The organism is Streptomyces sp. NPDC086766 (genome assembly GCF_044746005.1).
Taxonomy (GTDB): Bacteria; Actinomycetota; Actinomycetes; order Streptomycetales; family Streptomycetaceae; genus Streptomyces.
In genome coordinates this window covers 139479-164312 of sequence record NZ_JBIVBI010000009.1, presented here as the reverse complement: position 1 = coordinate 164312, position 24834 = coordinate 139479, and the positions used below count along the sequence as shown (strand labels likewise).

19 protein-coding genes and 1 tRNA gene are annotated in these 24834 nt (G+C 71.1%); 8 read left to right on the top strand and 12 right to left on the bottom strand.

The features are described 5' to 3' along the window. Positions 1-23: 23 nt before the first annotated feature. Both ACIPM1_RS18860 and ACIPM1_RS18855 read right to left on the bottom strand, forming a co-directional pair. Positions 24-629 carry a lytic polysaccharide monooxygenase gene (locus ACIPM1_RS18860; RefSeq protein WP_402435813.1) on the bottom strand — a complete coding sequence of 202 codons (606 nt, stop codon included), beginning with the start codon at positions 627-629 and terminating at the stop codon, positions 24-26. A 97-nt stretch (positions 630-726) separates the two neighbouring features. Continuing rightward, entirely contained in the window at positions 727-1707 is a 981-nt protein-coding gene (locus tag ACIPM1_RS18855) for an SPFH domain-containing protein (RefSeq protein WP_402435810.1), read from the bottom strand. Positions 1708-2028: 321 nt separating this feature from the next. Between ACIPM1_RS18855 and ACIPM1_RS18850 the strand changes: the two genes are divergently transcribed. The 4 genes from ACIPM1_RS18850 to ACIPM1_RS18835 all read left to right on the top strand — a co-directional run bounded on the left by ACIPM1_RS18850 (position 2029) and on the right by ACIPM1_RS18835 (position 7165). Further along, a tRNA-Lys gene (locus ACIPM1_RS18850) sits at positions 2029-2102 on the top strand. Between the two features lie 122 nt (positions 2103-2224). After that, positions 2225-2803: a FadR/GntR family transcriptional regulator gene (locus ACIPM1_RS18845; protein ID WP_402435806.1), complete on the top strand. Its 579-nt coding sequence runs from the start codon at positions 2225-2227 to the stop codon at positions 2801-2803. A 316-nt stretch (positions 2804-3119) separates the two neighbouring features. Then, entirely contained in the window at positions 3120-5231 is a 2112-nt protein-coding gene (locus tag ACIPM1_RS18840; protein ID WP_402435803.1) for a glycosyltransferase, read from the top strand. Further along, positions 5228-7165, top strand: coding sequence for a galactose oxidase-like domain-containing protein (locus ACIPM1_RS18835; protein ID WP_402435800.1), 1938 nt, complete (start codon positions 5228-5230; stop codon positions 7163-7165). Before ACIPM1_RS18840 ends, ACIPM1_RS18835 begins: the two co-directional genes overlap by 4 nt. A 98-nt stretch (positions 7166-7263) precedes the next feature. Here the strand turns inward: ACIPM1_RS18835 and ACIPM1_RS18830 are convergent, their stop codons facing one another. From ACIPM1_RS18830 to ACIPM1_RS18810, 5 genes are all read right to left on the bottom strand, one after another. Beyond that, a complete protein-coding gene (locus tag ACIPM1_RS18830; protein ID WP_402435797.1) occupies positions 7264-8307 on the bottom strand; it encodes a glycoside hydrolase family 6 protein in 1044 nt (347 codons plus the stop codon). A 322-nt stretch (positions 8308-8629) separates the two neighbouring features. After that, on the bottom strand, positions 8630-9418 hold the full coding sequence (locus ACIPM1_RS18825; protein ID WP_402435794.1) for a sortase domain-bontaining protein: 789 nt from the start codon (positions 9416-9418) through the stop codon (positions 8630-8632). A 241-nt stretch (positions 9419-9659) separates the two neighbouring features. Next, the gene (locus tag ACIPM1_RS18820; RefSeq protein WP_402435791.1) at positions 9660-10439 is read right to left on the bottom strand and encodes an HAD-IIA family hydrolase; all 780 of its coding nucleotides are present in this window, start codon (positions 10437-10439) and stop codon (positions 9660-9662) included. A gap of 184 nt (positions 10440-10623) precedes the next feature. Beyond that, complete coding sequence (locus ACIPM1_RS18815; RefSeq protein ID WP_402435788.1) at positions 10624-11505, bottom strand: hypothetical protein; 882 nt, start codon at positions 11503-11505, stop codon at positions 10624-10626. Between the two features lie 264 nt (positions 11506-11769). Further along, entirely contained in the window at positions 11770-13191 is a 1422-nt protein-coding gene (locus ACIPM1_RS18810; protein ID WP_402436107.1) for an ROK family protein, read from the bottom strand. A 109-nt stretch (positions 13192-13300) separates the two neighbouring features. Between ACIPM1_RS18810 and ACIPM1_RS18805 the strand changes: the two genes are divergently transcribed. The 3 genes from ACIPM1_RS18805 (at position 13301) to ACIPM1_RS18795 (ending at position 15867) form a co-directional block, all read left to right on the top strand. Continuing rightward, the gene (locus tag ACIPM1_RS18805) at positions 13301-14374 is read left to right on the top strand and encodes a Gfo/Idh/MocA family oxidoreductase (RefSeq protein ID WP_402435785.1); all 1074 of its coding nucleotides are present in this window, start codon (positions 13301-13303) and stop codon (positions 14372-14374) included. Beyond that, entirely contained in the window at positions 14371-14898 is a 528-nt protein-coding gene (locus ACIPM1_RS18800; protein ID WP_402435782.1) for a heme-degrading domain-containing protein, read from the top strand. Before ACIPM1_RS18805 ends, ACIPM1_RS18800 begins: the two co-directional genes overlap by 4 nt. Positions 14899-14988: 90 nt before the next feature. Beyond that, positions 14989-15867, top strand: coding sequence for an LLM class F420-dependent oxidoreductase (locus ACIPM1_RS18795; RefSeq protein WP_402435779.1), 879 nt, complete (start codon positions 14989-14991; stop codon positions 15865-15867). Positions 15868-15995: 128 nt separating this feature from the next. On the opposite strand, the gene ACIPM1_RS18790 is transcribed toward ACIPM1_RS18795, so the two are convergent. From ACIPM1_RS18790 to ACIPM1_RS18770, 5 genes are all read right to left on the bottom strand, one after another. Beyond that, positions 15996-16853, bottom strand: a complete 858-nt coding sequence (locus tag ACIPM1_RS18790) for a fumarylacetoacetate hydrolase family protein (RefSeq protein WP_402435776.1) — start codon at positions 16851-16853, stop codon at positions 15996-15998. A gap of 172 nt (positions 16854-17025) precedes the next feature. Continuing rightward, a complete protein-coding gene (locus ACIPM1_RS18785) occupies positions 17026-17700 on the bottom strand; it encodes a YidC/Oxa1 family membrane protein insertase (protein WP_402435773.1) in 675 nt (224 codons plus the stop codon). A 518-nt stretch (positions 17701-18218) separates the two neighbouring features. Then, on the bottom strand, positions 18219-18524 hold the full coding sequence (locus ACIPM1_RS18780) for a hypothetical protein (protein ID WP_402435770.1): 306 nt from the start codon (positions 18522-18524) through the stop codon (positions 18219-18221). A 33-nt stretch (positions 18525-18557) separates the two neighbouring features. Beyond that, positions 18558-22955: a polymorphic toxin type 30 domain-containing protein gene (locus ACIPM1_RS18775; protein WP_402435767.1), complete on the bottom strand. Its 4398-nt coding sequence runs from the start codon at positions 22953-22955 to the stop codon at positions 18558-18560. A 6-nt stretch (positions 22956-22961) separates the two neighbouring features. After that, the gene (locus tag ACIPM1_RS18770) at positions 22962-23267 is read right to left on the bottom strand and encodes a hypothetical protein (protein WP_402435764.1); all 306 of its coding nucleotides are present in this window, start codon (positions 23265-23267) and stop codon (positions 22962-22964) included. Positions 23268-23743: 476 nt separating this feature from the next. Between ACIPM1_RS18770 and ACIPM1_RS18765 the strand changes: the two genes are divergently transcribed. Further along, complete coding sequence (locus ACIPM1_RS18765; RefSeq protein WP_402435761.1) at positions 23744-24775, top strand: SEC-C domain-containing protein; 1032 nt, start codon at positions 23744-23746, stop codon at positions 24773-24775. Positions 24776-24834 lie beyond the last annotated feature (59 nt).

The window sequence follows — 24834 nt, the reverse complement described above, 5'->3', positions numbered from 1 at the left end:
ACGCGCGGCCTGCCCGCGGAGGGTCAGAAGGTGACGTCGGAGCAGGAGTAGAACGCGTTGCCCGTGTCGGCGATCGTCCAGACCGCGAGGATGACGTGGTGGCCGCTGAGCCCGGAGGGCAGGGTGCCGCTGTGGCTGAGGGTCGAGGGCGGGCGCTGACCGCCGTAGGGCACCGTGAGGAACGGTGTGGTGATGAGGTCGGCGCGGGTCAGGGCGTGGTCCTGGTTCCAGCCCTGCCGGGTGACGTAGTACCGGAAGTCGGTCGTGGCGTGCATGGCCGTGAACTGCCAGCGGAAGGTGTAGCTCTGCCCGCCGGTGACCCGGGTGACGGGCCAGGCGCCGCCCGACGGGGTCCGCGGGCTGTCGAGCTGGGCGAACCGGGTGTTGCCGCCGGAACAGAGCCGGCCGTCGGCCGGACCGGACGCCGGGAAGCCCTTGGGCCCCTCGACGCTCTGCGGCTCCCACTGGATGTCGCCGCAGTTCGGCACGGTGCCGTTCGCGCAGAGCTTCTGCCGGCTGACGGGAAGATCGGTGTAGCCGTGGCTGCTGGCGCCGCCGGTGGAGAGCACGAGGGCTCCCGCGGTCGTGAGGCCCAGCACGGCGGCGTACAACGTGGCCTGAGTGCGCATGCTGCCGCTCCTGAAGAACGTGGGGGAGGTTCGGTGAGCCGTGCAGGTCTAGACCAAGTCCCAGATTATGGCCGGTAGTTGAACATGTCCATACCAATCACGGGCTTGCTTCGCGGGGGCTCTCCGGGACCGCCCCGGCGGCCTCCGGCGCCCACTCCACCCGGGCCGGCCGCACCGAGAACACCTCCAGGCCGACCGGTGCCGTCTCCCGCGCCACCAGCCGGGTCAGCGCGCCCTCGGCCGCCTCCACCGGATTCCGCCCCGCCCCCGGTGGCTCCACCGGGACCCGGGCCAGGGCGACCTCCACACAGGCCCGCAGATACGTCTCGTGGTCGTCGACCCCGAGCACGGCCCGCGCGGTGTCCCGCACCCGCCACACCACGAGCACCGCCACGCGCAGCGCCACGCCGTCCGCGGCGGCGGCCGGCATCGGATCGCTGCGCCAGTGCCGCAGCCGCACGTCCACCCGGCGGCGCGACGCCAGCGGGTTGACCCACAGCAGCCCGGTGCGCCGCACCGTCCCCCGGTAGCGGCCGAACAGGCCGAGCACCCAGGCCCGCCCGGCACACCCCCGGGCCAGCCCGGCGAAGCCGGCCAGCCCGAGCGCCCCGGCCCCCGCGCACGCGGCCCACTGCGGCAGCCCCGGACCGGCGCCCGCGACGTCCGGCAGCCGCGGCACCCCGGCGACGAGTGACGGCAGCGCCCCGCCCCACCAGGAGGCGAGCACACAGCCCGCGGTGCCGGCGCCCCCGGCGGCCACCCCCACCGCCCCCGGCAGCACCCGCGCCGCGCGCTCCTCCAGACCGGCCTCCACCTCCGGCACCACCCGCACGGCCCCGGCGGCCCGGTGCCGCAGCCGGGGCTGCTCGCCCGTTCCCGGCCGGCGTGCCACGACCGCGGACCCGGACGGCACCGGCGCCGGAGCGGCCTCGTCCCGGAACAGCAGGTGGACGGGGATCTCGGTGGTCACCTCGGTGTGGATGAGCCGGGCGGGGCGGCCGCCCTGTCCGTCCACGGGTCCGGTCCCCGCACCGGGCTCCGCGGGGTCGGGGGTGGGGGACGTGGCCGTCGTACTCAAACCTGCCTCCAGCCTCCACGCCGGTCGGTTCAGGACAGTGGGCCGCCCACCGGGCGGGCGCCGGAGCCGGGGTGCGGCCGGCCAGGGGGTACGACGGGGTGCGCGTCTCCTCGGGGTGCGCGTCTCCTCACCTCTCGGGGTGAGACGTCCGGAACGGTGTACGCAGATCAGTGTCGCCAGCGCCCGCCGGACGCGCATGTCGGCGGTCCGAACGACGTACGCGGGCCGCCCGGGGCCCACCCCCGGCGGGGCCCGCCGCCAGGCCCGGACGGCCGGTCGGGAGCACCTCCGCACGTCATGTAGAGTTAACGACGTCAGCAGGCGCCGCTAGCTCAGTTGGTTAGAGCAGCTGACTCTTAATCAGCGGGTCCGGGGTTCGAGTCCCTGGCGGCGCACGACGACGATGGCGAGCCACGTCCGCGAAACAGCGCGGATCGGCTCGCCGTCGCTGTTTCCGCGTCCCTCCGCTTGACCGGAACACCGCCTTCCCCCTATGGCGGCCGGATACCCTCCCGCCATGCCGGCGCGGGACGTCCAGGAGCGGATCAAGAAGCTGATCGTCGACCGCCGGCCGGCCTCCCCGAGGTCGCCGGCCCCGACGGCCGAGGGGCTCGCCTTCCGCACGGTGGCCGGGCACCGCCGGGGCGAGGACTCCCTGCGGCAACTCCTGGACCTGCGCGCGGCGATGGAGACCGGACTCCTCTCCCGGCTCGCCGCCCGGCTGTCCGGGGCGCACCTCGTTGAACCGGAGTCGCTCCTCGCCCGTAAGGAACAGGAGGCCGCCGACGGGGCGGACCTCGCCGAGACCGACCGCGCCTTTCACGCCACCCTCTGCCGAGGCCTGGACAACGTGCTGCAGAGCGAGGCCCTGGAGGCGTTCCGGGACGCGTTCCACCGGGTCCAGCGGGATCCGGCGGACGCGCCCGGGGACCCGCGGGTCACCTGCGGGCAGCACCGGGAGAGCCCCGAAGCGGTCCGGTCCGGCGACTCCCTGCGGGCGGAGGAGGCGGTGAGGGACCACTTCGGCACCATCCGGGCCCGCCTGTCCGCTACCGGCTCACAGGTCACCCTCTCGCGCCGCAATGCACGCGTATGACCGGTAAACTCCGAGTTTCGCATCTTGCGATCATGCTGGACACCGTAGAACCCTGGACGCCGAGCTGCCGCCCTCGCGCGGCACTTGGGGGGTAAAGGGCCGGTTGCCGGATCTACGGGGAAAAGGGGCCCCGTGCGTCGATGGCTGCCGAGGGGGGCAGCCATGCAACCGGATGGCCGCGGTCCTCAGCCCACGGGGTAGGGACGGGTGGTGCCTGCGGCCCACCACGCAGAGGCCTGTGCCGGTCCAGGGGGACCTCAAGCAGGCGAACCAACCGAACGAACACGCGCTGACCTTGCGTGTGGGGGGATGACTCATGACGTCGACGCCGACCGGCGCCGGACACACTCACCTTTCTTCACCGGCGGCCACCGCCAGGCCGCCCGCGCAGCGCTCCGCTACCGCCGCGGGCGCCACCACGAGCACCACCACCGGAACCTTCCGGAGAATCAAGGGGACCCTGCCGAGATACGACTACGAGCACTACAGCCGCCTGGCAGGACCCCTCACCCAGCCCGACCCGGACAAGCCGTACCGGGTGCGGTACCGATCGCTGATCTCGCAGGAACCGCACCGGATACGGGTGGCGCTGATGCTGGCCGCCGCCCCGCTGCTGTCACTGGTCCTGCTGGGCTGGCTGCTGCAGCCGGAGCACTGGACCGAACGGGACTACCCGGCCTACGACTTCCTGCCCGCGCTCGACACCGTGATGCTGGTCTCGATCGGCCTGATCGAGTTCTTCCGCTGCATGAACGTACTGTCGAACGCGCACGCGACACTGGTCGCCCGGGACCCGGTGCCGGTGGTCCCGGAGACCGGCACGCGGGTCGCCTTCCTGACCTCCTTCGTGCCCGGCAAGGAACCGCTGGAGATGGTGACCAGGACCCTGGAGGCCGCCGTACGGCTGCGCCACCGGGGCCTGCTGCACGTCTGGCTGCTCGACGAGGGCGACGACCCGGAGGTCAAGGAGGTCTGCGCCCGGCTCGGCGTCCACCACTTCTCCCGCAAGGGCGTCGCACGGTGGAACCAGCCCAAGGGGCCGCACCGCGCCAGGACCAAGCACGGCAACTACAACGCCTGGCTGGCGGCGCACGGCGACGCGTACGACTTCTTCGCCTCCGTCGACACCGACCACGTCCCGCTGCCCAACTACCTGGAGCGGATGCTCGGCTACTTCCGCGACCCGGACGTCGGCTTCGTCATCGGCCCGCAGGTGTACGGCAACTACGACACGTTCGTCACCAAGGCCGCCGAGTCGCAGCAGTTCCTCTTCCACGCCCTCGTCCAGCGCGCCGGCAACCGCTACGGCGCGCCGATGTTCGTCGGCACCTCGAACGCCGTACGCATCAGGGCGCTGAAGCAGATCGGCGGCCTGTACGACTCGATCACCGAGGACATGGCCACCGGCTTCGAGATGCACCGCGCCAAGAACCCGGCGACCGGCCGCAAGTGGCGGTCGGTCTACACCCCGGACGTGCTCGCGGTCGGTGAGGGCCCGAACGCCTGGACGGACTTCTTCACCCAGCAGCTGCGCTGGTCGCGCGGGACGTACGAGACGATCCTCAAGCAGTACTGGAAGGGCTTCGGCTCGATGCCGCCCGGCAAGCTCTTCAACTACACCATGATGATCATCTTCTACCCGATGTCGGCCCTCAACTGGATCCTGGCCGCGCTGAGCTGCGCGCTGTTCCTGGGCCTGGGCGCCTCCGGCGTCAACATCGACCCGACCGTGTGGCTGATGCTGTACGGCAACGCCTCCGCGCTCCAGATCGGCCTGTACGTCTGGAACCGCCGGCACAACGTCTCCCCGCACGAGCCGGAGGGCTCCGGCGGAGTGGCCGGCATGGTGATGTCGGCCCTGTCGGCGCCGATCTACGCCCGGTCCCTGATGGACGCCGTGCTGCGCCGCAAGAGCACGTTCGTGGTGACCCCGAAGGGCGAGTCGGCCAGCCCCGACACCCTCTTCGGGACGTTCCGCGTCCACTGGTTCTTCATCCTGGTCTTCGGCGGCTCCCTCGTCGCCGGCTTCGCCCTCGGGCACTCCCACCCGGCGATGATCACCTGGGGCGCGTTCGCCCTGCTGATCACCGCGTCCCCGATCTTCGCCTGGCGGTGGACGCTGCGGCAGGAACGCCGCCGGCGCGCGGCGGCCGCCGCCGCGCCGGAGCCGCGGGACGCCGTGCCGGCGTACGCGGCGCACCCGCCCGCGCCGGGAGCGCCGGCCTCCGTGGCGGCCGCGGCGTCGCCGCACCCCGCGCACCCTCCGCGGCCCCGGCCCAGCTGGGCCGGGCCGGACGGTCCGCCGGGCCCAGCCGCCCCGGACGCCGGGAGCGCGGCGGACGGGACGGCCGGGGAGACCGGAGAAACGGGTAAGGGCGGCCAGACCATGCAGATCGCCCTGGGTGGACCGGGGGGTCGTGAGGAATGAGGGACCAGGCCGGCCTCCGCCGCGCCCGTCGGCTCGGGATCGGCGCGGTGGTGGTCATCGCGCTGGCCGGGATGAACGGGCCGTGGCTGTACCGCTTCGGCACGGAGCGCTACCACCAGTACGTGATCAACAAGCCCGAGTACAAGGCCGCCAACGGCCACTGGGACATCGTCGAGTTCCCGAAGAAGTACCGTCAGGACACCATCCACGCCGTGCTGCTGCACACCGGGAAGGTCCTGCTGGTCGCGGGCTCGGGCAACAACCAGGCCAACTTCGACGCCAAGAGGTTCGACAGCCGGATCTGGGACCCGGTCAAGGGCACCGTCAAGAAGGTGCCCACGCCGAAGGACCTGTTCTGCACCGGCCACACCCAGCTCGCCAACGGCAACATCCTGATCGCAGGCGGCACCAAGCGGTACGAGAAGCTGAAGGGCGACGTCACCAAGGCGGGCGGCCTGATGATCGTCCACAACGAGAACCCGGACAAGCCGATCACGCTGCCCGCGGGCACCCGGTTCACCGGCAAGGCGAACGGCAGGACCTTCGTCTCCAAGGACCCCGTCCTGGTGCCGCGCGCGAAGAAGGTCTTCGACCGGGGCACCGGCAGGTTCCTGCGCAACGACCCGGGCCTGGGCCGCATCTACGTCGAGGCGCAGCGCAGCGGCAGCCGGTACGAGACCGGCACCCAGGACAACTACCGCATCCAGGGCCTGACCGGCGTGGACGCCCGCAACACCTACGGCATCGCGCAGAAGCTCGCCCTCGACAAGAAGGACTTCCAGGGGATCCGGGACGCCTTCGAGTTCGACCCGGTCGCCGAGAGGTACATCAAGGTCGACCCGATGAACGAGGCCCGCTGGTACCCGACGCTCACCACCCTGGGCGACGGGCGGATCCTCAGCGTCTCCGGCCTCGACGACATCGGGCAGCTCGTCCCGGGCAAGAACGAGATCTTCGACCCGACGACCCGGAAGTGGGCGTACACGCCGAAGATCCGTCAGTTCCCGACCTACCCGGCGCTGTTCCTGCTGCAGAACGGCAAGCTGTTCTACTCGGGCTCCAACGCGGGCTACGGTCCGGACGGCGTGGGCCGCGAGCCGGGCGTCTGGGACGTGGCCAGCAACCGGTTCACCAGGCTGCCCGGACTCAGCGACGCGAACATGATGGAGACCTCCGGCACGGTCCTGCTGCCTCCGGCGCAGGACGAGCGGTTCCTGGTGATCGGCGGCGGCGGGGTCGGTGAGTCCAGGCTGTCCAGCCGCAGGACGCGGGTCATCGACCTGAAGGCGAGGAACCCGCGCTTCGTGGACGGGCCGTCCCTGGAGAAGGGCACCCGCTACCCGCAGTCCTCGATCCTGCCGGACGACTCGGTGCTGGTCTCCGGCGGCTCGGAGGACTACCGGGGCCGCGGCGACTCCAACATCCACCAGGCGCGTCTGTACGACCCGGCGGCCAACACGTTCAAGCGGGTCGCCGACCCGCTGGTGGGCCGCAACTACCACTCGGGCTCGATCCTGCTGCCCGACGGCCGGGTGATGTTCTTCGGCTCCGACTCGCTCTACGGCGACAAGGCCAACACCAAGCCGGGCACCTTCGAGCAGCGCATCGAGATCTACACGCCGCCCTATCTGTACCGCGGCGCGCGGCCCTCCCTGGCGGGCGGCCCGCGGACCATCGCGCGCGGCGCGTCCGGGACGTTCACCTCGCGGCACGCGTCGGCCGTCAGGAAGGTGCGGATGATCCGCCCGAGCGCCTCCACCCACGTCACGGACGTCGACCAGCGCTCGATCGCCCTGGACTTCAAGGCCTCCGGCGACCGGATCACGGTGACGGTGCCGAAGAACCGGAACCTGGTGCAGTCGGGCTGGTACATGCTGTTCGTGGACGACGGCCAGGGGACGCCCAGCAAGGCGCAGTGGGTCAGGGTGCCCTAGAAACCCCTCCACGTCATCGGGGGCGCCCTCCGTCGCGAAGGGCGCCCCCGGTGGCGTACGGAGAACCGCCGGGCCGACGAACCCGACGGGCCGGAGGACTACCGGGTGGCCTCGGCCAGCCTGAGCGCGTAGTCGGCCCACCAGTCCCCCGCCTTCGGCCCGCCCTTGCAGGTGCCGTCGGACTCGCCGGGGCGCTTGACCCACAGGTAGGCGTCGACCAGCGGGTCGTCCGTCCTGACCGTCGGCGGCTCGCCCAGCGCCCGGCCGGGCGGGTTGCACCAGCGCTCGCCCGGATCACCGCCGGTGTACGGGCCGTTGCCGTTGCGGCTGGTGTCGACGACGAAGTGCTTGCCGCCGATCTTGGCGGACAGCCGCTTGCCGTAGGCGATGGATTCCCCGGTGGAGTAGAAGTTGGAGACGTTGACCGCGAAGCCGTCGGCCCGGTCGACGCCGGCCCGGCGCAGCGGCTGGAAGATCTGGTCGGGGTGGCCCCAGCCGGCGTTGCCCGCGTCCAGGTAGACCTTGGTGTTCCGCAGCGACTTCAGCTTGCCGATCGCGCCCTTGAGGAGGTCGTAGCGCTCCTCCTGGTACTGGGCCGGGGTGCAGCCGTCCACCAGGTGCAGCACGGCGTCCGGCTCCAGGATCACGGTCGCGGCGCGGTCCCCGATGCCCCGGGCCACCCCGTCGACCCAGGCCCGGTAGGCGTCGCCGTCGGCGGCACCGCCCTGCGAGTACTGGCCGCAGTCGCGGTGCGGGACGTCGTACAGGACGAGCAGCGCGGTGCGGCCCGCCCGGTCGGCGGCCTCGGTGAAGCCGCGCGCCTCCGCCTCGGGGTTCTCCGGGCCGATCCACTCACCCGTCGGCTGCGCGGCGATCTTCCGGATCTGCTCGGCGTCCGCCCTGCGGCCCGCCTTGACGTGGGCGGCGACCTGCCGGGCCGCGTTGCTGTCCGGGTTCACCCAGAACGGGTCGGCCTCCCGGGGCTGCTGGGTGATCGTGGCGCCCGCGCCCCTGCCGCCGTCCTTCTCACCCCCGCCCTCCGAGGAACACCCCGCGACCAGCAGCGCCGCCCCCAGCACCGCCGCGGACGCCCGTACCCCCGCCGAAGGGGCGCACGAGAAAACCCCCCTCATGCCGTACATCCCACTCCCCCTTGGTGCGGTCGGCCAAGGCACCATGCTGACACAGCCGGTGGGGCGACGGCGGGCTCCCCGAGCAACGCGGCGCCAACACCCACCGCCCCGGGGCCATGCGTCAACTCACCTCTAGGCCATGGCTGTTCGCGCGTTCTACAGTCGTGCCACACGGTCCCGGCCCACCGCCGCGGCGCACCGCCCGCGCAGGAGGCCCGAGGCCTCCCGCGCCGGTCGCCGGGCTACTCCCGCAGCCCGCGCGCGACGCGGTCGAGGACCGGCCCGGCCGGCGGCTCCAGGGGGAGCGGGTCGCCGACCGGGCCGGGGGACCTCAGCGAACGGTCCCGGTGAGGTACGCCGACACCACCACGTCCGCGGCACAGCCGCCGTCCGCGCGGCCGACGGCACCTTCACAGGTGATCAGCCGCAGCTCGGCGCGGTCCGAACGGTGGGGGGTGGGGGTTGGGGTGGGGGCCTGCCGGGGGTGCGCGGGCCGGGGATCGGAGGCGGAGGCGGGGCCGGACCTGGGGGCGGGGTCCAGGCCGGGGCCGGACTCGGGGGCGGGGGCGGGCTCGAGGGCCGGGCCTGAGGCGGGGCCGGGGTCCCGGGTGAGCACCTTGACGTCCTCGACGGTGAAAGCGGCGGCCCGTCCGTCGTCACGGAGCACGCGGACCGTCGCGCCGGGGCGCAGCGCGCCGAGCCGGGCGAACACGGCGGGCCGGGTCCCGGTGCCGGAGCGCCCCACCAGGACCGCGGTCCCGGGCGCCCCCGGCCGCACCCCGTCGCCGTACCAGCCCACGAGGAGGGGACGGTCGGCCGGCGGCGGCTCGACGGCGCCCCGCCCGTCCAGGCCGCGGGCCACCACCGGCGCGCGCACGCCGAGGTCGGGGATGTCGAGTGCCTGCGGCAGGGCGCCCCTGAGCGGCGCGGCGGCAGGCGGCAGGCGGTCGTCCTGCGGGGGGCGTCCGACCGCGGCCATGTCCCCGATGGCGGGTCCCGTCGACTGCGGCCGCGCGTCGGTCAGATCGCGTCCCCACAGCCACAGCCCGAGCAGCAGCACCACCCAGGCCAGGCCCGCCAGGAGCCGGCCGGTGGCGAGGGAGCGCTCACCGTCGGACACCGTGATCGCCTCCTCCGTCCGCCCCCCGGCTGCGGTCGGCCGGACGGCTTCCCCCGCTCCGGGACGAACCGAGCGCCCGGGGCAGGAACGCGACGGCCGTCAGAGCCTCCGTACAGAGAGTGAGGTGAAGTGAACCCATCGTGATACCTCCGGGTTCCAGCACACCTCCGGGGGCCGGTCCCCGCATCCGCGGCGACGGCCGCGCTGCTCCATGCGGGTGAGGGGAGGTTTGAGCGGCCGGTCAGACCCGCTCGACGAGATCCGCGATGGAGTCGACGACCATGGAGGGCCGGTACGGGTAGCGGTCGACCTCCTCCGGCCGCGTGACGCCGGTCAGCACCAGGAAGGTCCGCATCCCGGCCTCCAGGCCCGCGAGCACATCGGTGTCCATCCGGTCGCCGATCATGGCGGAGGTCTCCGAGTGCGCGCCGATCGCGTTCAGCCCGGCCCGCATCATCAGCGGGTTGGGCTTGCCGACGAAGTACGGCTTCTTGCCGGTGGCGGCCGTGATCAGTGCCGCCACCGAGCCGGTGGCGGGCAGCGCGCCCTCGGCCGAGGGGCCGACGTTGTCCGGGTTGGTGGCGATGAACCGGGCCCCGTCGTTGATCAGGCGTACGGCCTTCGTCATGGCCTCGAAGGAGTACGTCCGCGTCTCGCCGAGGATCACGAAGTCGGGCTCGTGGTCGGTCAGGATGTACCCGACCTCGTGCAGCGCCGTCGTCAGGCCCGCCTCGCCTATGACGTACGCGCTGCCGCCCGGCCGCTGATCGTCCAGGAACTGGGCCGTGGCCAGGGCCGAGGTCCAGATGTTCTCCACCGGCACCTCCAGGCCCATCCGCCGCAGCCGGGCGTGCAGGTCGCGCTGGGTGTAGATGGAGTTGTTGGTGAGGACGAGGAACGGCCTGCCGGACTCACGCAGCTTCTTCAGAAAGGCGTCGGCGCCGGGGATCGGCACACCCTCGTGGATCAGGACGCCGTCCATGTCGGTGAGCCACGACTCGATGGGCTTGCGGTCTGCCATGTGCGGGATCTCCTGCCGTACGCGGGGCCAGCGTGGCCCCAGCCTAGCCAGTGGCCGAATCTTGCCGGAACGGTCCGTCTCCGGTGCCCCGCATTCCGCTCCTCACGCACCCCACGGCCGGTGGTTCCCGTGCCTCCGGGGCGGTGGTTCCGGTGCCTCCGGGGCGGTGGTTCCGGCCTCCGGATCAGCGGCGCCTCCAGGTCAGCACCACCGTGCCGCCGGCCGCGAGCAGCAGCGCCGTGGCCGTGATCACGCCGAGCGGGGTGTCGAGGCCCGTGCCGGCCAGCTCGTCGGCGAACGGCAGCCCGTCGTCCGAGGCGGTGGGGGCCGGGGACGGCGCGGTGCCGGTGCCCTTGCCGGTGCCGGTGCTGGAGTCGGCCGTGGGCCGGGGGCGGCCCGCGGGGTCGGAGGCCCCGGTCGCTTGGGGGGTCGTAGTGGCGCGCGGAGCCTTACTCGCGTCGGGACGCCCGGTGGAGCGGGGGTCCTTGGCCGGCGGGTCACTGGCCGCGTCCATGGCCGGGGCGCCGTGGACGCGGAAGCGGTAGTCGTTGGACTGCCCCACCCAGTCCCCGTCGTCCTCGTGCCGCTGCACGACGGCGGCCTTGGCGGTGACGTCGTTGGCCACGGCGTCGGAGGTGAGCGCCAGCCGGACCTTCACGGTGACGGTCCGGTGCGGCTCGACGGTGAAGCCCGGGAGCCCCGCGTCGAAGGGGCCGACGAGTTCGTCCTGGTCGGTGGCCGAGAAGCGCACGGGGTGCGGGCGGCCGGCGTCGTAGAACTCCAGGCGGGGCTGGCCGGCCTTGAGGGCGTGCCGGGAGTCGACCAGCACCAGCACCGGGTGGATGGCGGCACAGGTGCGGTCGGTGGTGTTGGTGAGGTCGAGCAGGAAGGTGCCGTATCCACCGCCGGCCTCATAGGCGCCGGGACCGCCGTGGATGCGGGTCGTGATCGGGAAGCTGCGGTCGTCCGGCCCGGCGCAAGTGGGACGCGCGTCGGCGTGGGCCGGCCCGGACAGGAGGACGGCGGCTGCGGCAAGGCAGAGAGATAAGGGCGTGCACAGTCGCATAAACACATGAACATCCCGGAGGAACCGGGCCGGCAGAGGAGCCACTCCGGACACAGGCCACGAACGGCGGTACGGATCCACCCGACCGGCGGCAGTGGACCCGGGGTGATCCGGCGGCGGGGCGGGCTCAGGGATCGTCCGGTGCCGGGGCGGCCGGGCGTTGGTCGGGGGCAGGGATCGTCCGGTGCCGGGGCGGTCCGAGGGGGGTGGTGGTCCGGCGGTGGTCGCGATCAGGGGGCTCGCCCCGTCGACGGCCACCGTCCGTCAGCCGTCGCCCCGGCCGAACAGGGGTGCGAGCAGGAGCTGGGCCGCGCCCTCCGCGACCCCCCGCGTACCGCCGGGGGCGATCCGCACGGGAACGGCCCCGCCGGGCACCCCCTCGCGCCGGGCCCGCGCGGCGAGCACCGCGCCCACGCCGTCCACGAAGACCTCCGGGGTGGCGGCGACCGTACGGCCGCCGAGCAGCACCAGGTCGATGTCGAGCAGCCCCACGAGGTTGGCCGCCCCGGCGCCGAGCACGCGCGCCGCCTCCGCCGTCTCCCCGCGCTCCACGGCCGCCAGGCACAGCGCCTCGATGCAGCCGCGGTCGCCGCAGCCGCACGGCGGCCCGTCCAGCTGGATGACCTGGTGGCCGAACTCCCCCGCTCCGGTCCGCGCCCCCCGGTGCACGCTCCCGCCGATCACCAGCCCGGCGCCGAGTCCCGTGCCGAGGTGGAGGTACGCGAACGCCCCGCCCTCCCCCGCGACGGCCAGTCCCAGCGCCGCCGCGTTGGTGTCCTTGTCGACGACGACCGGCACCCCGAGCCGCCGCGCGAGCGCCTCCCGCAACGGAAAGCCGTCCCACTCCGGGAACCCGGTCACCCGGTGCAGCACCCCCCGCACATGGTCGAGCGGACCGGGCAGCGCCACCCCGACACCGAGCAGGGACCCGACCCGGGCGAGCGGCACCGCACCGACCGCCTCCGGGGACCGATCCCCGGCCCCTCTCGTCATCGCCTCGCCGCCCCCCGCCCCTTCGGCCGCCACCTGCCCGGTCACCGGCATCTCAGGCGCGAGCCCCTCTGCCGCCACCTGCCCGGCAACCGCCTGCGCGGTCGCCACCTGCCCCGCCGCCATCTGCCCCGCCGCCGTCACTCCGGCCACAGGCACCCCGGGCGGCAGCCCCACGGACGACAGCCCCTCGGACGGCGGCCCCTCGGACGGCGGCCCCTCGGACGGCGGCCCCACGGCGCCCGGCAGCCGCCCTCCTCCCCCCGCCACCCGGGCCACCAGGCCCTCGGCCTCCCGTGCCACGGCCTCCACCACGGCTTCCGCCCCCGTCCCCGCCTCCAGATCCAGCGGGCGGCGCCGCTCCCCGACCACCGCGCCGTTCAGATCGACCAGCACCGCGCGCACCTCGTCCCGGTCGACGTGCACGCCCACCGCGTGCCCCGCCTCCGGCACCAGCCGCAGCACCGTGCGCGGCTTGCCCCCGGTGGAGGCGCGCCGTCCCGCCTCCGCCGCGAGCCCCTCCTCCCGCAGCCGCGCGGTGATCTTGCTGACCGCCTGCGGGGTCAGCCCCGTCCGCTCGGCGAGCTCCAGCCGGCTGATCCCGTCCGTCCCGGCGGCCCGCAGCAGATCGAGCACCAGAGCGGTGTTGTGGCTGCGCAGCGCCAGCAGATTCACCCCCGCGGTCGCTCCCCTCATCGCCGCCACCGTGCCGCTCCAGCCCGCCACCGCGCCACCCTTGTCGCTGTTCACACCCCCATTGTGGCCCGCGCTTGCACTTTGGCAACAGCGTTGCGAAAGTAGAGTCATGACTGGTACTCCCCTCCGCGTGGGCCTCGTCGGCTACGGCCTCGCGGGCTCCGTCTTCCACGCCCCGCTGATCGCCGCGACCGAGGGCCTGACCCTCGACACGGTCGTCACCTCGAACCCCGAGCGGCAGGCACAGGCCCGTGCGGAGTTCCCGGACGTCCGCGTCGCCGCCGCCCCCGACGAGCTGTTCGCCCGCGCCGACGAACTCGACCTGGTCGTCGTGGCCTCCCCGAACAAGACGCACGTCCCGCTGGCCGCGGCCGCCCTCAAGGCCGGTCTGCCCGTGGTCGTGGACAAGCCGATCGCCGGCACGGCGGCCGAGGCCCGCGACCTCGCCTCCCTGGCGGAGGAGCGGGGGCTGCTGCTCTCCGTCTTCCAGAACCGCCGCTGGGACAACGACTTCCTGACCCTGCGCGCGCTGGTCGCCGAGGGCGAGCTGGGCGACGTATGGCGGTTCGAGTCCCGTTTCGAGCGGTGGCGGCCGCGGCCGAAGGGCGGCTGGCGCGAGTCCGGCGACCCCGCGGAGATCGGCGGTCTGCTCTACGACCTCGGGAGTCACGTCGTCGACCAGGCCCTCGTCCTGTTCGGCCCCGCGACCGCCGTGTACGCGGAGTCGGACGTGCGCCGCCCGGGTGCCGAGGCCGACGACGACACCTTCATCGCCCTCACGCACGCGAGCGGTGTCCGCTCCCACCTCTACGTCTCCGCCACCACCGCCCAGCTCGGCCCGCGCTTCCGGGTCCTGGGCTCGCGGGCGGGCTATGTGAAGTACGGCCTCGACCCGCAGGAGCCGGCCCTGCGCGAGGGCCGGCGCCCCGGCACGGCGCCCGACTGGGGCACCGAGTCCGAGGAGCTCTGGGGCCGGCTCGGCGCCGGGGAGTCCCCGGTGACCGGCGGCGGCCGCCCCGTACCGACCCTGCCCGGCGACTACCCCGCGTACTACGCCGCCGTGGCCGCCGCACTCCACGACGGCGCCCCGAACCCGGTGACCGCCCTGGAGGCGGCCGCCGCACTCGACGTCCTGGAGGCCGCCCGCCGTTCGGCCCGCGACCGCGTGGAGGTGACGCTGTGACCGGCACCCCGAAGCCCACCGCGCGGCCCACGGCGAAGCCCACTCCTGAGTCCGCCCCCGAGACCACGCCGAGCGTGGAGGAACTGGAAGCGCAGGAGCGCCGCCTGGTGTTCCGCCGGTTCGACCACGACGACGCCTGGGCGCTGGGCTCCCTGCTGGTGGAACTGGCCCGGGAGCGGCAGGCCCCGGTCGCCGTCGACATCCACCGCGCCGGCCAGCAGCTCTTCCACGCGGCCCTGCCCGGCTCCACCATCGACAACGACGCCTGGATCGCCCGCAAGCGCCGGGTGGTGGAGCGCTACGGCTCCGCGTCGTACCTGGTGGGCGCCCGTTTCCGGGCCAAGGGCACGACCTTCGAGGACTCCTCGCGGCTCGACCCCGACGTCTACGCGGCGCACGGCGGCTCCTTCCCGATCACCGTCGAGGGCGTAGGCGTGATCGGCGCGGTCACGGTGTCCGGGCTGCCGCAGCTCCAGGACCACCGGTTCGTGGTGGAGGCACTGGAGCGTTTCCTCGACCGGTGAGCGTGTCGGGGATTACCGGCGCGTCCCCTCGGGTTGGGGTGGCTGCACACGTGATGATCACGGCACCCCGCCCGGAGGGATGGACCACCGATGAGTGACACGACACCCGCCCTGAAGCAGACGGTCGGACGGTACGGCGTCTGGAGCGTCGGCCTCCGGTCGGAGAACCCGGCCCGGCGCGGCGAGATCGAGGAGGCCGCAGCCGAGTTGGAGTCCCTCGGCTACGGAACCGCCTGGCTCGGCGGCAGCAGCGCCGCCGGCAACGCCGCCCCGCTGCTGGCGGCGACCTCGCGGCTCACCGTGGGCACCAGCATCCAGAGCATCTGGCAGCACGACGCCGAGACGAGCGCGTCCGGCTTCGCCGAACTGGAGGCGGCCCACCCCGGCCGGTTCGTGCTGGGTCTCGGGGTGAGCCACGCCAAGCTCGCCGAACAGTACCGCCGCCCGTACTCGGCGATGGTCGGCTACCTCGACGAGCTGGACCGGGCCGGCGTACCCGCCGAGCGCCGGGTGCTGGCCGCCCTCGGCCCCAGGATGCTGGAGCTGTCCCGGGACCGGGCGGCGGGCGCGATCCCGTACCTGGTCACGCCGGAGCACACGGCGCGGGCCCGCGAGATCCTGGGCGAAGCCCCGCTCCTGGCCCCGGAGTTCAAGGTCGTCCTGGAGTCCGACCCGACCCGGGCCCGGGAGGTGGCCCGCGCCTACCTCGCCATGTACCTGGCGCTCCCCAACTACACCGACAACTTCCTGCGCCTGGGCTTCACCGAGGACGACCTGCTGGACGGCGGCAGCGACCGCCTCGTCGACGCGGTGTTCGCCTGGGGCGACGACGGCCGGGTCCGCGAGCGCGTCGAGGAGTTCCGGGCGGCGGGCGCGGACCACGTGGCCCTTCAGGTGGTCACGGACACCACCGACCGCGACGCCCTCCCGTGGGACGAGTGGCGCAGGCTGGCGTCTCTACTGGCGTGACCGGACCGACCTGAAGGGGCGCGGGGAACTGCGCGAGGGGGCGCGGGGAAGTGCGCAAAGGGGCGCGGGGAACTGCGCGACCGGCCACGACGCGCCTGCACCTCCCTCCGCACCGCAGCCCCCGCCCCTCAGGCGCCCTTCAACTCCTGCCTCTGCCGCCCGAGCCCCGAAACCTCCAGCTCGACGACATCCCCGGCCCGCAGGTACGGCTTCGGCTCGGGCCGTCCCATCGCGACCCCCGCCGGCGTCCCGGTGTTGATGACGTCCCCCGGATACAGCGTCATGAACTGACTGACGTACCGCACGACTTCGGCGACGGGAAAGATCTGCTCGGCGGTGCTGCCGTCCTGCTTCAGCTCCCCGTTGACCCACAGACGCAGCGATAGAGCCTGCGGATCGGGCACCTCGTCCGCCGTCACGAGCCAGGGCCCCAGCGGGTTGAACGTCTCGCAGTTCTTCCCCTTGTCCCAGGTCCCGCCCCGCTCGATCTGGAACTCCCGCTCGGAGACGTCGTGCGCGACGGCGTACCCGGCGACGTGAGCGAGCGCCTCCTCGTCCGTCTCCAGGTAACGGGCGGTACGCCCGATGACGACCGCGAGCTCCACCTCCCAGTCGGTCTTGGTGGACCCGCGGGGCACGAGCACGGTGTCGTACGGCCCGACCACGGTGTCCGGCGCCTTGAAGAAGACCACCGGCTCGGCCGGCGGCTCGGCGCCGGTCTCACGGGCGTGGTCGTGGTAGTTCAGCCCGATGCACACGATCTTGCCGATCCGCGCCAGCGGCGGCCCGATCCGCAGCCCCGCCGCGTCCAGCGCGGGCAGCTCCCCGGCATCGGCGGCGGCACGGATCCGCTCCAGCGCCGCGGTGTCCGCGAGCAGCGAGCCGTCGATGTCCGCGACCACACCCGACAGGTCCCGCAGGGTCCCCTCGGTGTCCAGCAGCGCGGGCCGCTCCGCCCCGGCCGTACCGACTCGCAGCAGCTTCATGTTCCCCAACTCCCTCGATCGCGGCGGTCCGCCGACGAGGACGACCCGGGTGCGGCGGACGGCCCGCGATCGGAGGACTGGTCGATCGTCCAAGCCCGAAGTCCAGTCCGCAAGACCCGGTTCACGTACTGGACCACGGAGGGTGGACGCGGGCCGCCCAGCCCCCGTCAGCTCACCGATACAGCACGGCCCGCTCGACGGCGCTCCACGCCGTACTGGTGACCACGTACAGCGCGGCGGCAAGTGGCACGACGGCCACGGTGACAAGGGTGAAGAAGGACAGGAACGGCGCGACCTTCCCGACCACCGCGAGCCCGGGTACCTGCTCGTCGCCGGCCACCGCCACGGGGCTGTTCACCGCGGCCGCCCGCCTGGCGCGGACGAGGTTGAGCGTCGCCACGCCCGCGACGACCACGAAGAGCCCGACGTAGACGAGCCCGGCAGCCCCGAACACCCCTCCCCGCGCCAGGGCGTCGGCCCACCGCCCACCGAGGGGCGCGGCGAGCAGCCGATGCCCGAGCAGCGCGTTGGCGCCACCGCCGATCGTCGTGCTGGAGAACAACTGGTAGAGCACGAAGAAGGCAGGCAGTTGCAGAAGCCCCGGCAGAACGCCGGACAACGGCGACACCTTCTCCTCGGCATGCAGCTCCAGCACCGCCTTCTGAAGCTTCTCCGGCTCCTTTCGATACTTCTTCCGCAACTCGGCGACCCGCGGCTGAAGCGCGGCCCGCGCCTTCTGCCCTCGCGCGGCGGCCCGGGACAGCGGATGCACGAGCAGCCGTACGAGTGCGGTGAACAGGACGATCGCGGCGGCGGCCGCCGAGGCGTGGAACAGCGGCTGGAGCAACTCGGCGAGCTGCTCGACCTCACGGGGGCGGGGCCGGGCTGGGCCCGCAGACGAGTTCGGTCCTGCTGGGGCTAGGTCGAGGCGGGGAGGTGTGCGTGTTTCGGAGTCGGGGCGGGGTGTGGGTCGGCGGCTTGCTTGTGCTCCTGGTTCTTCACCTCGCGCTGTTCGATGCTGGCAGCCTCTCCGCGACTGTGACTCTTGCCGGTACCGCGGCGGCCGGCTCTGCTCTCCTCGCCTGCGCGGTCGCAAGGGCAGTCCACTCCCAGGAACTGAAATTGACACTGCCCCATATCCACCCAGGCATAAATCCACTGCCACAGCGGCACTGAATTCGGAAAGTAAGGAAGGTTTATCCGTAGGGTCACCGTAGGGCCACGCCAGCTGAAATCAATCAATCGAATCCTGGCGTCGACGATATTCGGAACATGCCCACAGGGTTGCTTTGACCTTGTCAGAGCTCCCAGCCATTGCCTCGCGCATGAACCATCTTGCGCAGAGCCACACCGCTCCCGACTGCCTTACTCTTCCAGGAGATCGGCGACATACTGCCGAATCTCTTCGGTAACGGCAGTCCGATCAATCTGCTGCAGGTACTGCAGGTTTTCAACGTTTACCTGACCAGTGGACGAGATTTCCAGGATTGCATGGAGTTGCGCCTCAAGAGCACCCAGGTCCTCTTCGCATGCCGCACTAGCCGCCAATACCGTGGCCAATGTCGTGGCTTCGGACCGAGGCAGTCCGGCGGCCCAATCAGCCGCACGGTCGGCCCCTTCTTCCCGACACTTCGGATCCACATGCGCGATCAATCGAAGCAGTTCGATCATTGATTCTGCTTTCATGGCATTACACCCCTCCGACTAGTAGGGAAGCGGAAATTGCACGGGCCATGGTATATGCGTCGAGTTGGCCGCATCGGGATTATAATGCGGACTGTTCGGATTGTGGACCTGCCTGTGATACAAGTTGCCTGCTTCATCTTGATACTTTCCAGCGATAGAAATCCTGTAGACGTCCCCATTTGCAGCATTGGAGCCCGCTGGGGCAGTTCCATCAGCATCATGGATTCGCAGGCGAACAGTATTCCCGGTCTCCGGATCCTTCCATTTGAACTCAACGCCCTTCTGCGCCCCACCATTCGGATCCGGAGTGAGTATCCTCTTTTCTGCATCACTCGGAATAACACTCATAGGGTTGTGCCCCCTGAGATCCCATCCGCCTCCTTCGATCCGTTTAGGGCAGGGGCTTAGTCCGAGAGGGTCCACCCAGCTGTGAGGGTTGACTACATAAGTCGTTGGATTGGGGGCAGGGCTGAGGCCCAGCGGATCCGGACTGCTATACCTGGCGGTTTCTGGATCGTAGTGGCGAAAATGGTTGTAGTGGAGTCCCGTCTCAGGATCGTAGTACTGACCTGGGAACCGAAGCGGAGTGTAGGCGGCACTGTCCCGCGACCAGGCCGTCACACCCCAGACCGTGCTTCGGGTGCGCCAGGCTGCACGACCGTCCCCGTCAAGAAGCTCAGTCGGAGCTCCTACCAGGTCTGTGACAATCGCGAAGAAGCGTGAAGCGACCTCCTTCGGATCCAAATCAGAAGCGACAATTCGTTCAGTTTGCGCTATGGGCCGCAGGCCCTTGTGATCCCAAGTTAGAACGACGGGTGTTGGTGCACTCAGGGATGTGGTGCTCTGCTCACATAGGGTGACACCGTCCCAAACGAAATCGACCCGCTCGACGACCGATTCTGCTCCACCTGCCAACCGGATCTTGGCTGTGCGGCGCCCGAGAGGGTCGTACTCGTACCGCCAACGCGTGCCATCCGGAGTCACTACCGACTTCAAGCGGTCCTCTGCGTCCCACGAGTACCGCCACATGTCAGGCTTCCGCGATATACGATCTTTGCGTCGGACAGTCGTGCGACCCAACGCATCGTATTCATAATGCACACGGCCGGCGCTCATCAGGTGAGTACCTACGTAAGAGCGCGCGCCCACTTCCTCTTGGCCAGGGTGCACTGCCGGCCACTCGGCTCTCGCCTGGTTACCTACTTCGTCATATGCGTAACGCTCCGTCCAATTGTTTGCCTGGACCGAGATCACCCTGCCGACGGTGTCCAAATCGAAGCGCCAGGTTCCCGAGGTCATGTCGTCCACGGCTACAAGGCTGCCTCCGGCACCATACGTGTACTCGCGCTGCTGTAGGAGAGATCCTGTCGACCCCATAACCGAGTGCCTGCTCAATTGGCCCACGGCGTCATACGCATGCGCCATGGTGAGAGCACCACCATCAATCGAACGCGTTACTTCTCTCCCCGACATGTCATAGTCGAATTCAATCGGGCGACCCGATGCCACCATTCGGGTGCAATTCCCCGCGGAATCATAAGCCCACGTCGTTCGCGCTCCGGACGGAGTTGTACGCGCGATGCGGCGACCGAGCACGTCGTACTCGTAGCTAATTGTGCGACCGTTGACCGTCTCCTCACGAAGGCGCCCGTGATGGTCACGAGACAAAGTGATCGTTGCGTCGGGATTACTAGCCTGCGCCAGACCATCGGTGAGGTCGTAGGAGAAGCTCGTGACCTTACCCATCGCGTTCTTACGAACAACCTGTCCCAGAGCGTTGAGTTCGAATGACGTCTCTCCCAACGCGTTGGTTCGAGAGATCACCCTTCCGGCCACGTCATAGCCATAGGTCACCTGACGGTCGTCAAAGTCTGTCTCCCTGACAAGCCTGCCAGCCCGGTCGTAGCCGTAACTCCACGTCAAGTTGTGCGGATTGGTTACCTTGGTCAGGCGTAGTTCCGTGTCGTGCTCGAATTCGTAACGCGCTCCACCTGGGTCTGTGCGAGCCTTGAGAAGGTCGAAGTAGGAATATTCGAAGCAACTGACCGCACCCTGGGCATCTCGGTGCGAAACGCAGTTGCCCTCGCCGTCGTACTCCCAGGTTTCATGGGTGCCATCGGCAGCTGTACGACAGGACGGCTTTCCCTCCACAGTCCACTGTATTTGGGTCGCGTGCCCCAGCGGGCTGACGATACTGGTAGGGCGGCCGAAGGCATCACGCTTATAGGAGCCACTCGCTCCTAGCGGATCAGTGACTCCAACGAGTAGTCCTGCGCGATTGCATTGAACGAATGTGGTCTCCCCCAGCGCGTTGGTGACAGAGCGCAATCCTCCCTGGGAGTCATAGACGTAGCTCGTAGTGGCTCCCGTCGGCTGAGTGACGGCTGTGCGGTTCCCCTTTTCGTCATACTCCTGACGCCAGACGCCGCCATCCGGCATCGTGATGACGATGGGGAGCCCCAAAGCGTTATGTTCAGCGCGGACTTCTCGGCCGTCCGGCCGAACTATTGCCGCAATATCACCGCTGCGGCTGTAACGATATCGTGTGACGTACCCAAGGGAGTCAATGACGCTTGTCAGTCGGTGATCTTCATCCCACTCCTGGTGAGTGGAATTTCCAAGCGGGTCGGTCTCCCGAACCAACCGCAGCGCCTCGTTGTGCTCGTACACCCGCGTATGCCCCAGCGAGTCCGTCACCCGGGTGGTGCGGGTCGCGTCCTCGTAGGTGAGGGTGGAGGCGAGGGCGCCTCCCGTGCCGCCCGTGGCGGTCACCCGGCCCCGCTCGTCGTAGGCGTACCAGTACGTCGTGTCGTTGCGGTCGGTCCAGGAGGTGATGCGGCCGTCGGGGTCGTAGGTGTAGCGCAGCGGCAGGCCAGAGGAGTTGGTCTCCTCCGTCAGGCGGCCGGTCTCGTCGTAGCCGAAGGTGAGCAGCGTGATGCCCGGTCCCTCGGGCGCGTCCGGGTCGAGCAGGCGCAGGCCGGTGACGCGTGAGGCGGACGCGTCGTGGTCCAGGGCGATGCGGTATCCGCCGGAGTGCACCACCCGCGCCGGGATGTCGCCGCGGTCGTACTCGACGGTGATGCGGTTGCCGTTGCGGTCCTGGATGTGCTGCAGCGGCAGGTCGACGGCCATGTCACCCGCCGCCGCCACCGGGGAGTGGAAGACGTGGATCAGCCCGGTGTCGGGGTCCGTGATCCGCAGCGCGCCGTCCGTCTCCTCGTCCCAGGACAGCAGCAGCCGAGAACCGGCGGTCTCCGGGCGGACGCCCTCGCCGGTCTCGGCGTCCGGGACCGGGAAGCACAGCCGGGCGCCGTCCGCGGCGGCGTAGACGAAACCCTCCTCGTCGGCCTGGATGCGCTGGTCCAGAGTCGAGGCCCAGGACGGGCCGAACCAGCCGCCGAAGCGGTACGACGACACATGCACCCGCTCCAGGACCAGCGGCAGCACCCCCGGCAGCGTCACATCCGTCCGCGTCAGAGCCATGTCGCCCGTCGCGACGTCGATCGGGTCGCGGACGAACTTCTTCAACGCGTTGCGGATCGAGGCGGGCAGCTTGTCGAACCCAGGGCGCAGCTTGAGCCGTTCGAAGGCCGCGCAGTCCAGGCCCAGGGACTTGCCGAGCTTGGCCAGCGCCGCCGGCCCCAGCGCCTTCAGCCCCTTGCCCAGCGCCTTGCCCAGCACCCCGAACCCGACGCCCATCAGCGCGCCCTCGGTGAGGATGCCGGCCAGCTTCTCCGGATCCTTGAATGCCCCCGGATCCTCCAGCGCGGTCGTGAACGCGGAGAACTTCATACCCTCCGCGGCCATCTTCCCCGCCGCCGCGACCCCGCGGACCTCCCTGAGCGCCTTCAGCGCCCGCTCCACGTTCCGGATGACCTCCAGCACACCCCGGACGACCGCGCCCAGGGCGGTGCCCTCCTCCTCGATCCGCCCGATCAACGCGACCACCTTCAGGGCCCGTTCACCGGCCATCAGGCTGGAGGCGACCGAGGAGGCACCCAGGGTCAGGACGTCCAGGGCCAGGCCCGCGATCTCGAACTCGGCGATCTCCGCGAGCAGTACGCCGATCTCGGACAGCATCTCGTGCGCCTTGTCGGCGAAGTCGTCGAGTGCCTTGGCGCCCTTGCGCAGGGCGTGCGCCATGTCCGTGGCCTGCTTGCGGGCGGCCTTGGAGCGCTTGGCGAACGCCTTGGCGGCCTTGCCCTCCCACTCCACACCGGCCAGCGACTTCTCCGCGGCGGCCGCGGCACCGTCCAGCCCGCCGGCCAGATGGCGCCACTTCTTGGCGATCTCCCGCACGCCGTCGGGGTCCACGGCCGGATCGGAGATCCCGAGGAACTCCAGCCCGCTGGCGACCGTGTCGCCGAACATGTGGTTGAACTTGTTGACGTAGTGCAGCGGATTGAGGTCGACCACGAGCCCTCAGTCCTTCTTCTGCGCCGCGGCCAGCAGCACGTCCAGCAGGTCGAAGGCGTCGGACACCTCGCCCATCAGCTTCGCCTCCCCCTGCCACTCCTCGTCCAGCTGCTTCGTCAGCTTCGCGAGCGTGTCCATCCCCTCGCGCACCTGGCTCTTGGCGTGCATCAGCGAACCCAGCGCGCCCAGCGCGTCCAGGTCGTGCGCGGCGGCCTTGAACTCCTGCAAGGGCTTCGCCGTGTGATGCCCCACCGCCCGCAGCCCGGAAGCCGCCTTGTGCATCGACGCGGCTTCCTTCCTCAGGTCCGACATGCCGCCCATCCCCCGTACGTACGTCGCTTCACTCTGTGCAGATGCCAACCCGACCGACCCTAGGGAGAGCGGTTATACGGGGAGTATGGGCGGGGTCAAGCACACGCAAAGATGCGTGCCACAGACGGGTAGTTGGGGGTGTCTCGGAGTCGCGCCCCTTCCGGCAAACGTCCCCCTGCGACGAGCCAGGAGGGGGACGTGCACTCCGGTGGGGCGAGTAGCCGTGGTGAGGCAGCGGCACGAAGGCGCCCGCCTGCCTGGCGTGGCTGGCGGCTGTCGCGTGCCAGGACAGGGCCGACGTGTCCGTCGGGCACCAGGTGTACGGCCCCGAGGGCGTACGCACATGAGGGCGCAGAGGCATGACGGCGTACGACGGCGCCGACCACCGGGGCGCGCCCCGGGCCCCGGAGCCCGTACGACCACTCTGGCCTGCAGATATCTCACTTTTGTCACCGCACGGCAGTACGGTGTCACCCATGCGCCCCGACACGCCTGCCGAAAACGTCGACCACGCCGCCGAAGCGGCCCGCCTGGAGCGGACCGCCGGCCTGTACCCCGAGGACGCGGAAGCCCTGCTCCTCCAGGCCGCGGCCCACCTGGAACTGTCCGGCGACCGCCCCGCCGCGACGACGCTCTACGACCGCCTGCTGTCCTCCTCCGACGGCCTGGAGAACCCCTACCTGGTGCGCGCCCTGAAGGCGTCGAACCTGTGGGAGTACGACCACGAGGCGGAGGCCAGGGCGATCATCGACGGTGTCCGCACCTCCGCTCCCCGGGACCCGGCCCCCTGGGTGATCGTCGCGGAGGCCCTGGAGTCGCACGACGAGCTGGAGGCGGCCCACGAGACGTTCACGGAGGGGACGAAGCTGCTGCTGACGGACGTCGCGGAGCCCCCGTACGCCACGCGCCCGCTGCTCTTCGGCCGCCACCGGGTGCGGCGCATGCTGGGCCTCACGCACGACGAGTGGGACGGGGTGGCCGACACCCTGCACTCGTTCTCGGTCTCCCTGGACGAGCTGCACGACCCGAAGCGGATCTGGTCCCTGGGCTCGGAGAACCCGGCGGAGCTGGAAGCGGAGATCAACCGCCTCCGTGCGGAGCTGGGCGCCTACCGCGAAGCCCTCTCCCGCCCCTTCCCGGTGGCCGTCCTCCACTGGCCGGCCGGGGAACTGTCGGAGCTGGTCACGGACTACCCGGACCTGGCCACGGAGTACCCCTCCTACGAGGCCCACCTGGCGACGATAGAGACGTCCCTGCGCGAACTCGCCTCCTCGGGCACCCCCAACCTGGGCATCGTCACCGGCACGGTCCCGTCCTACGAGGCCTTCGCCGCCTCGGAGGGCTCCTCCCCGTCGGACGCGACCCTGCTCCCGCAGTACGCGACGACCCTGGCGGCCCGGGGCCGGGCTGAGGCCTGGCCGCCCCAGCGGGGTGCGGGGTGCTGGTGCGGGTCGGGACGGGCTTACGGGGAGTGCCACGGGACGCCCGAGGCGGCGGCGACCGCCTGAGAGTCCGGCACGTCCGTCACAGCACTTCTTCCTGGTGCCCAGGGTGGGGCCCAAGGTGA

Coding starts and splice junctions, on each gene's coding strand:
- ACIPM1_RS18860 (WP_402435813.1), bottom strand. CDS start 629: ATGCGCACTCAGGCCACGTTGTACGCCGCCGTGCTGGGCCTCACGACC.
- ACIPM1_RS18845 (WP_402435806.1), top strand. CDS start 2,225: ATGCCGGCGCGGGACGTCCAGGAGCGGATCAAGAAGCTGATCGTCGAC.
- ACIPM1_RS18840 (WP_402435803.1), top strand. CDS start 3,120: ATGACGTCGACGCCGACCGGCGCCGGACACACTCACCTTTCTTCACCG.
- ACIPM1_RS18835 (WP_402435800.1), top strand. CDS start 5,228: ATGAGGGACCAGGCCGGCCTCCGCCGCGCCCGTCGGCTCGGGATCGGC.
- ACIPM1_RS18830 (WP_402435797.1), bottom strand. CDS start 8,307: ATGTACGGCATGAGGGGGGTTTTCTCGTGCGCCCCTTCGGCGGGGGTA.
- ACIPM1_RS18820 (WP_402435791.1), bottom strand. CDS start 10,439: ATGGCAGACCGCAAGCCCATCGAGTCGTGGCTCACCGACATGGACGGC.
- ACIPM1_RS18815 (WP_402435788.1), bottom strand. CDS start 11,505: ATGCGACTGTGCACGCCCTTATCTCTCTGCCTTGCCGCAGCCGCCGTC.
- ACIPM1_RS18810 (WP_402436107.1), bottom strand. CDS start 13,191: ATGAGGGGAGCGACCGCGGGGGTGAATCTGCTGGCGCTGCGCAGCCAC.
- ACIPM1_RS18805 (WP_402435785.1), top strand. CDS start 13,301: ATGACTGGTACTCCCCTCCGCGTGGGCCTCGTCGGCTACGGCCTCGCG.
- ACIPM1_RS18795 (WP_402435779.1), top strand. CDS start 14,989: ATGAGTGACACGACACCCGCCCTGAAGCAGACGGTCGGACGGTACGGC.
- ACIPM1_RS18790 (WP_402435776.1), bottom strand. CDS start 16,853: ATGAAGCTGCTGCGAGTCGGTACGGCCGGGGCGGAGCGGCCCGCGCTG.
- ACIPM1_RS18780 (WP_402435770.1), bottom strand. CDS start 18,524: ATGATCGAACTGCTTCGATTGATCGCGCATGTGGATCCGAAGTGTCGG.
- ACIPM1_RS18770 (WP_402435764.1), bottom strand. CDS start 23,267: ATGTCGGACCTGAGGAAGGAAGCCGCGTCGATGCACAAGGCGGCTTCC.
- ACIPM1_RS18765 (WP_402435761.1), top strand. CDS start 23,744: ATGCGCCCCGACACGCCTGCCGAAAACGTCGACCACGCCGCCGAAGCG.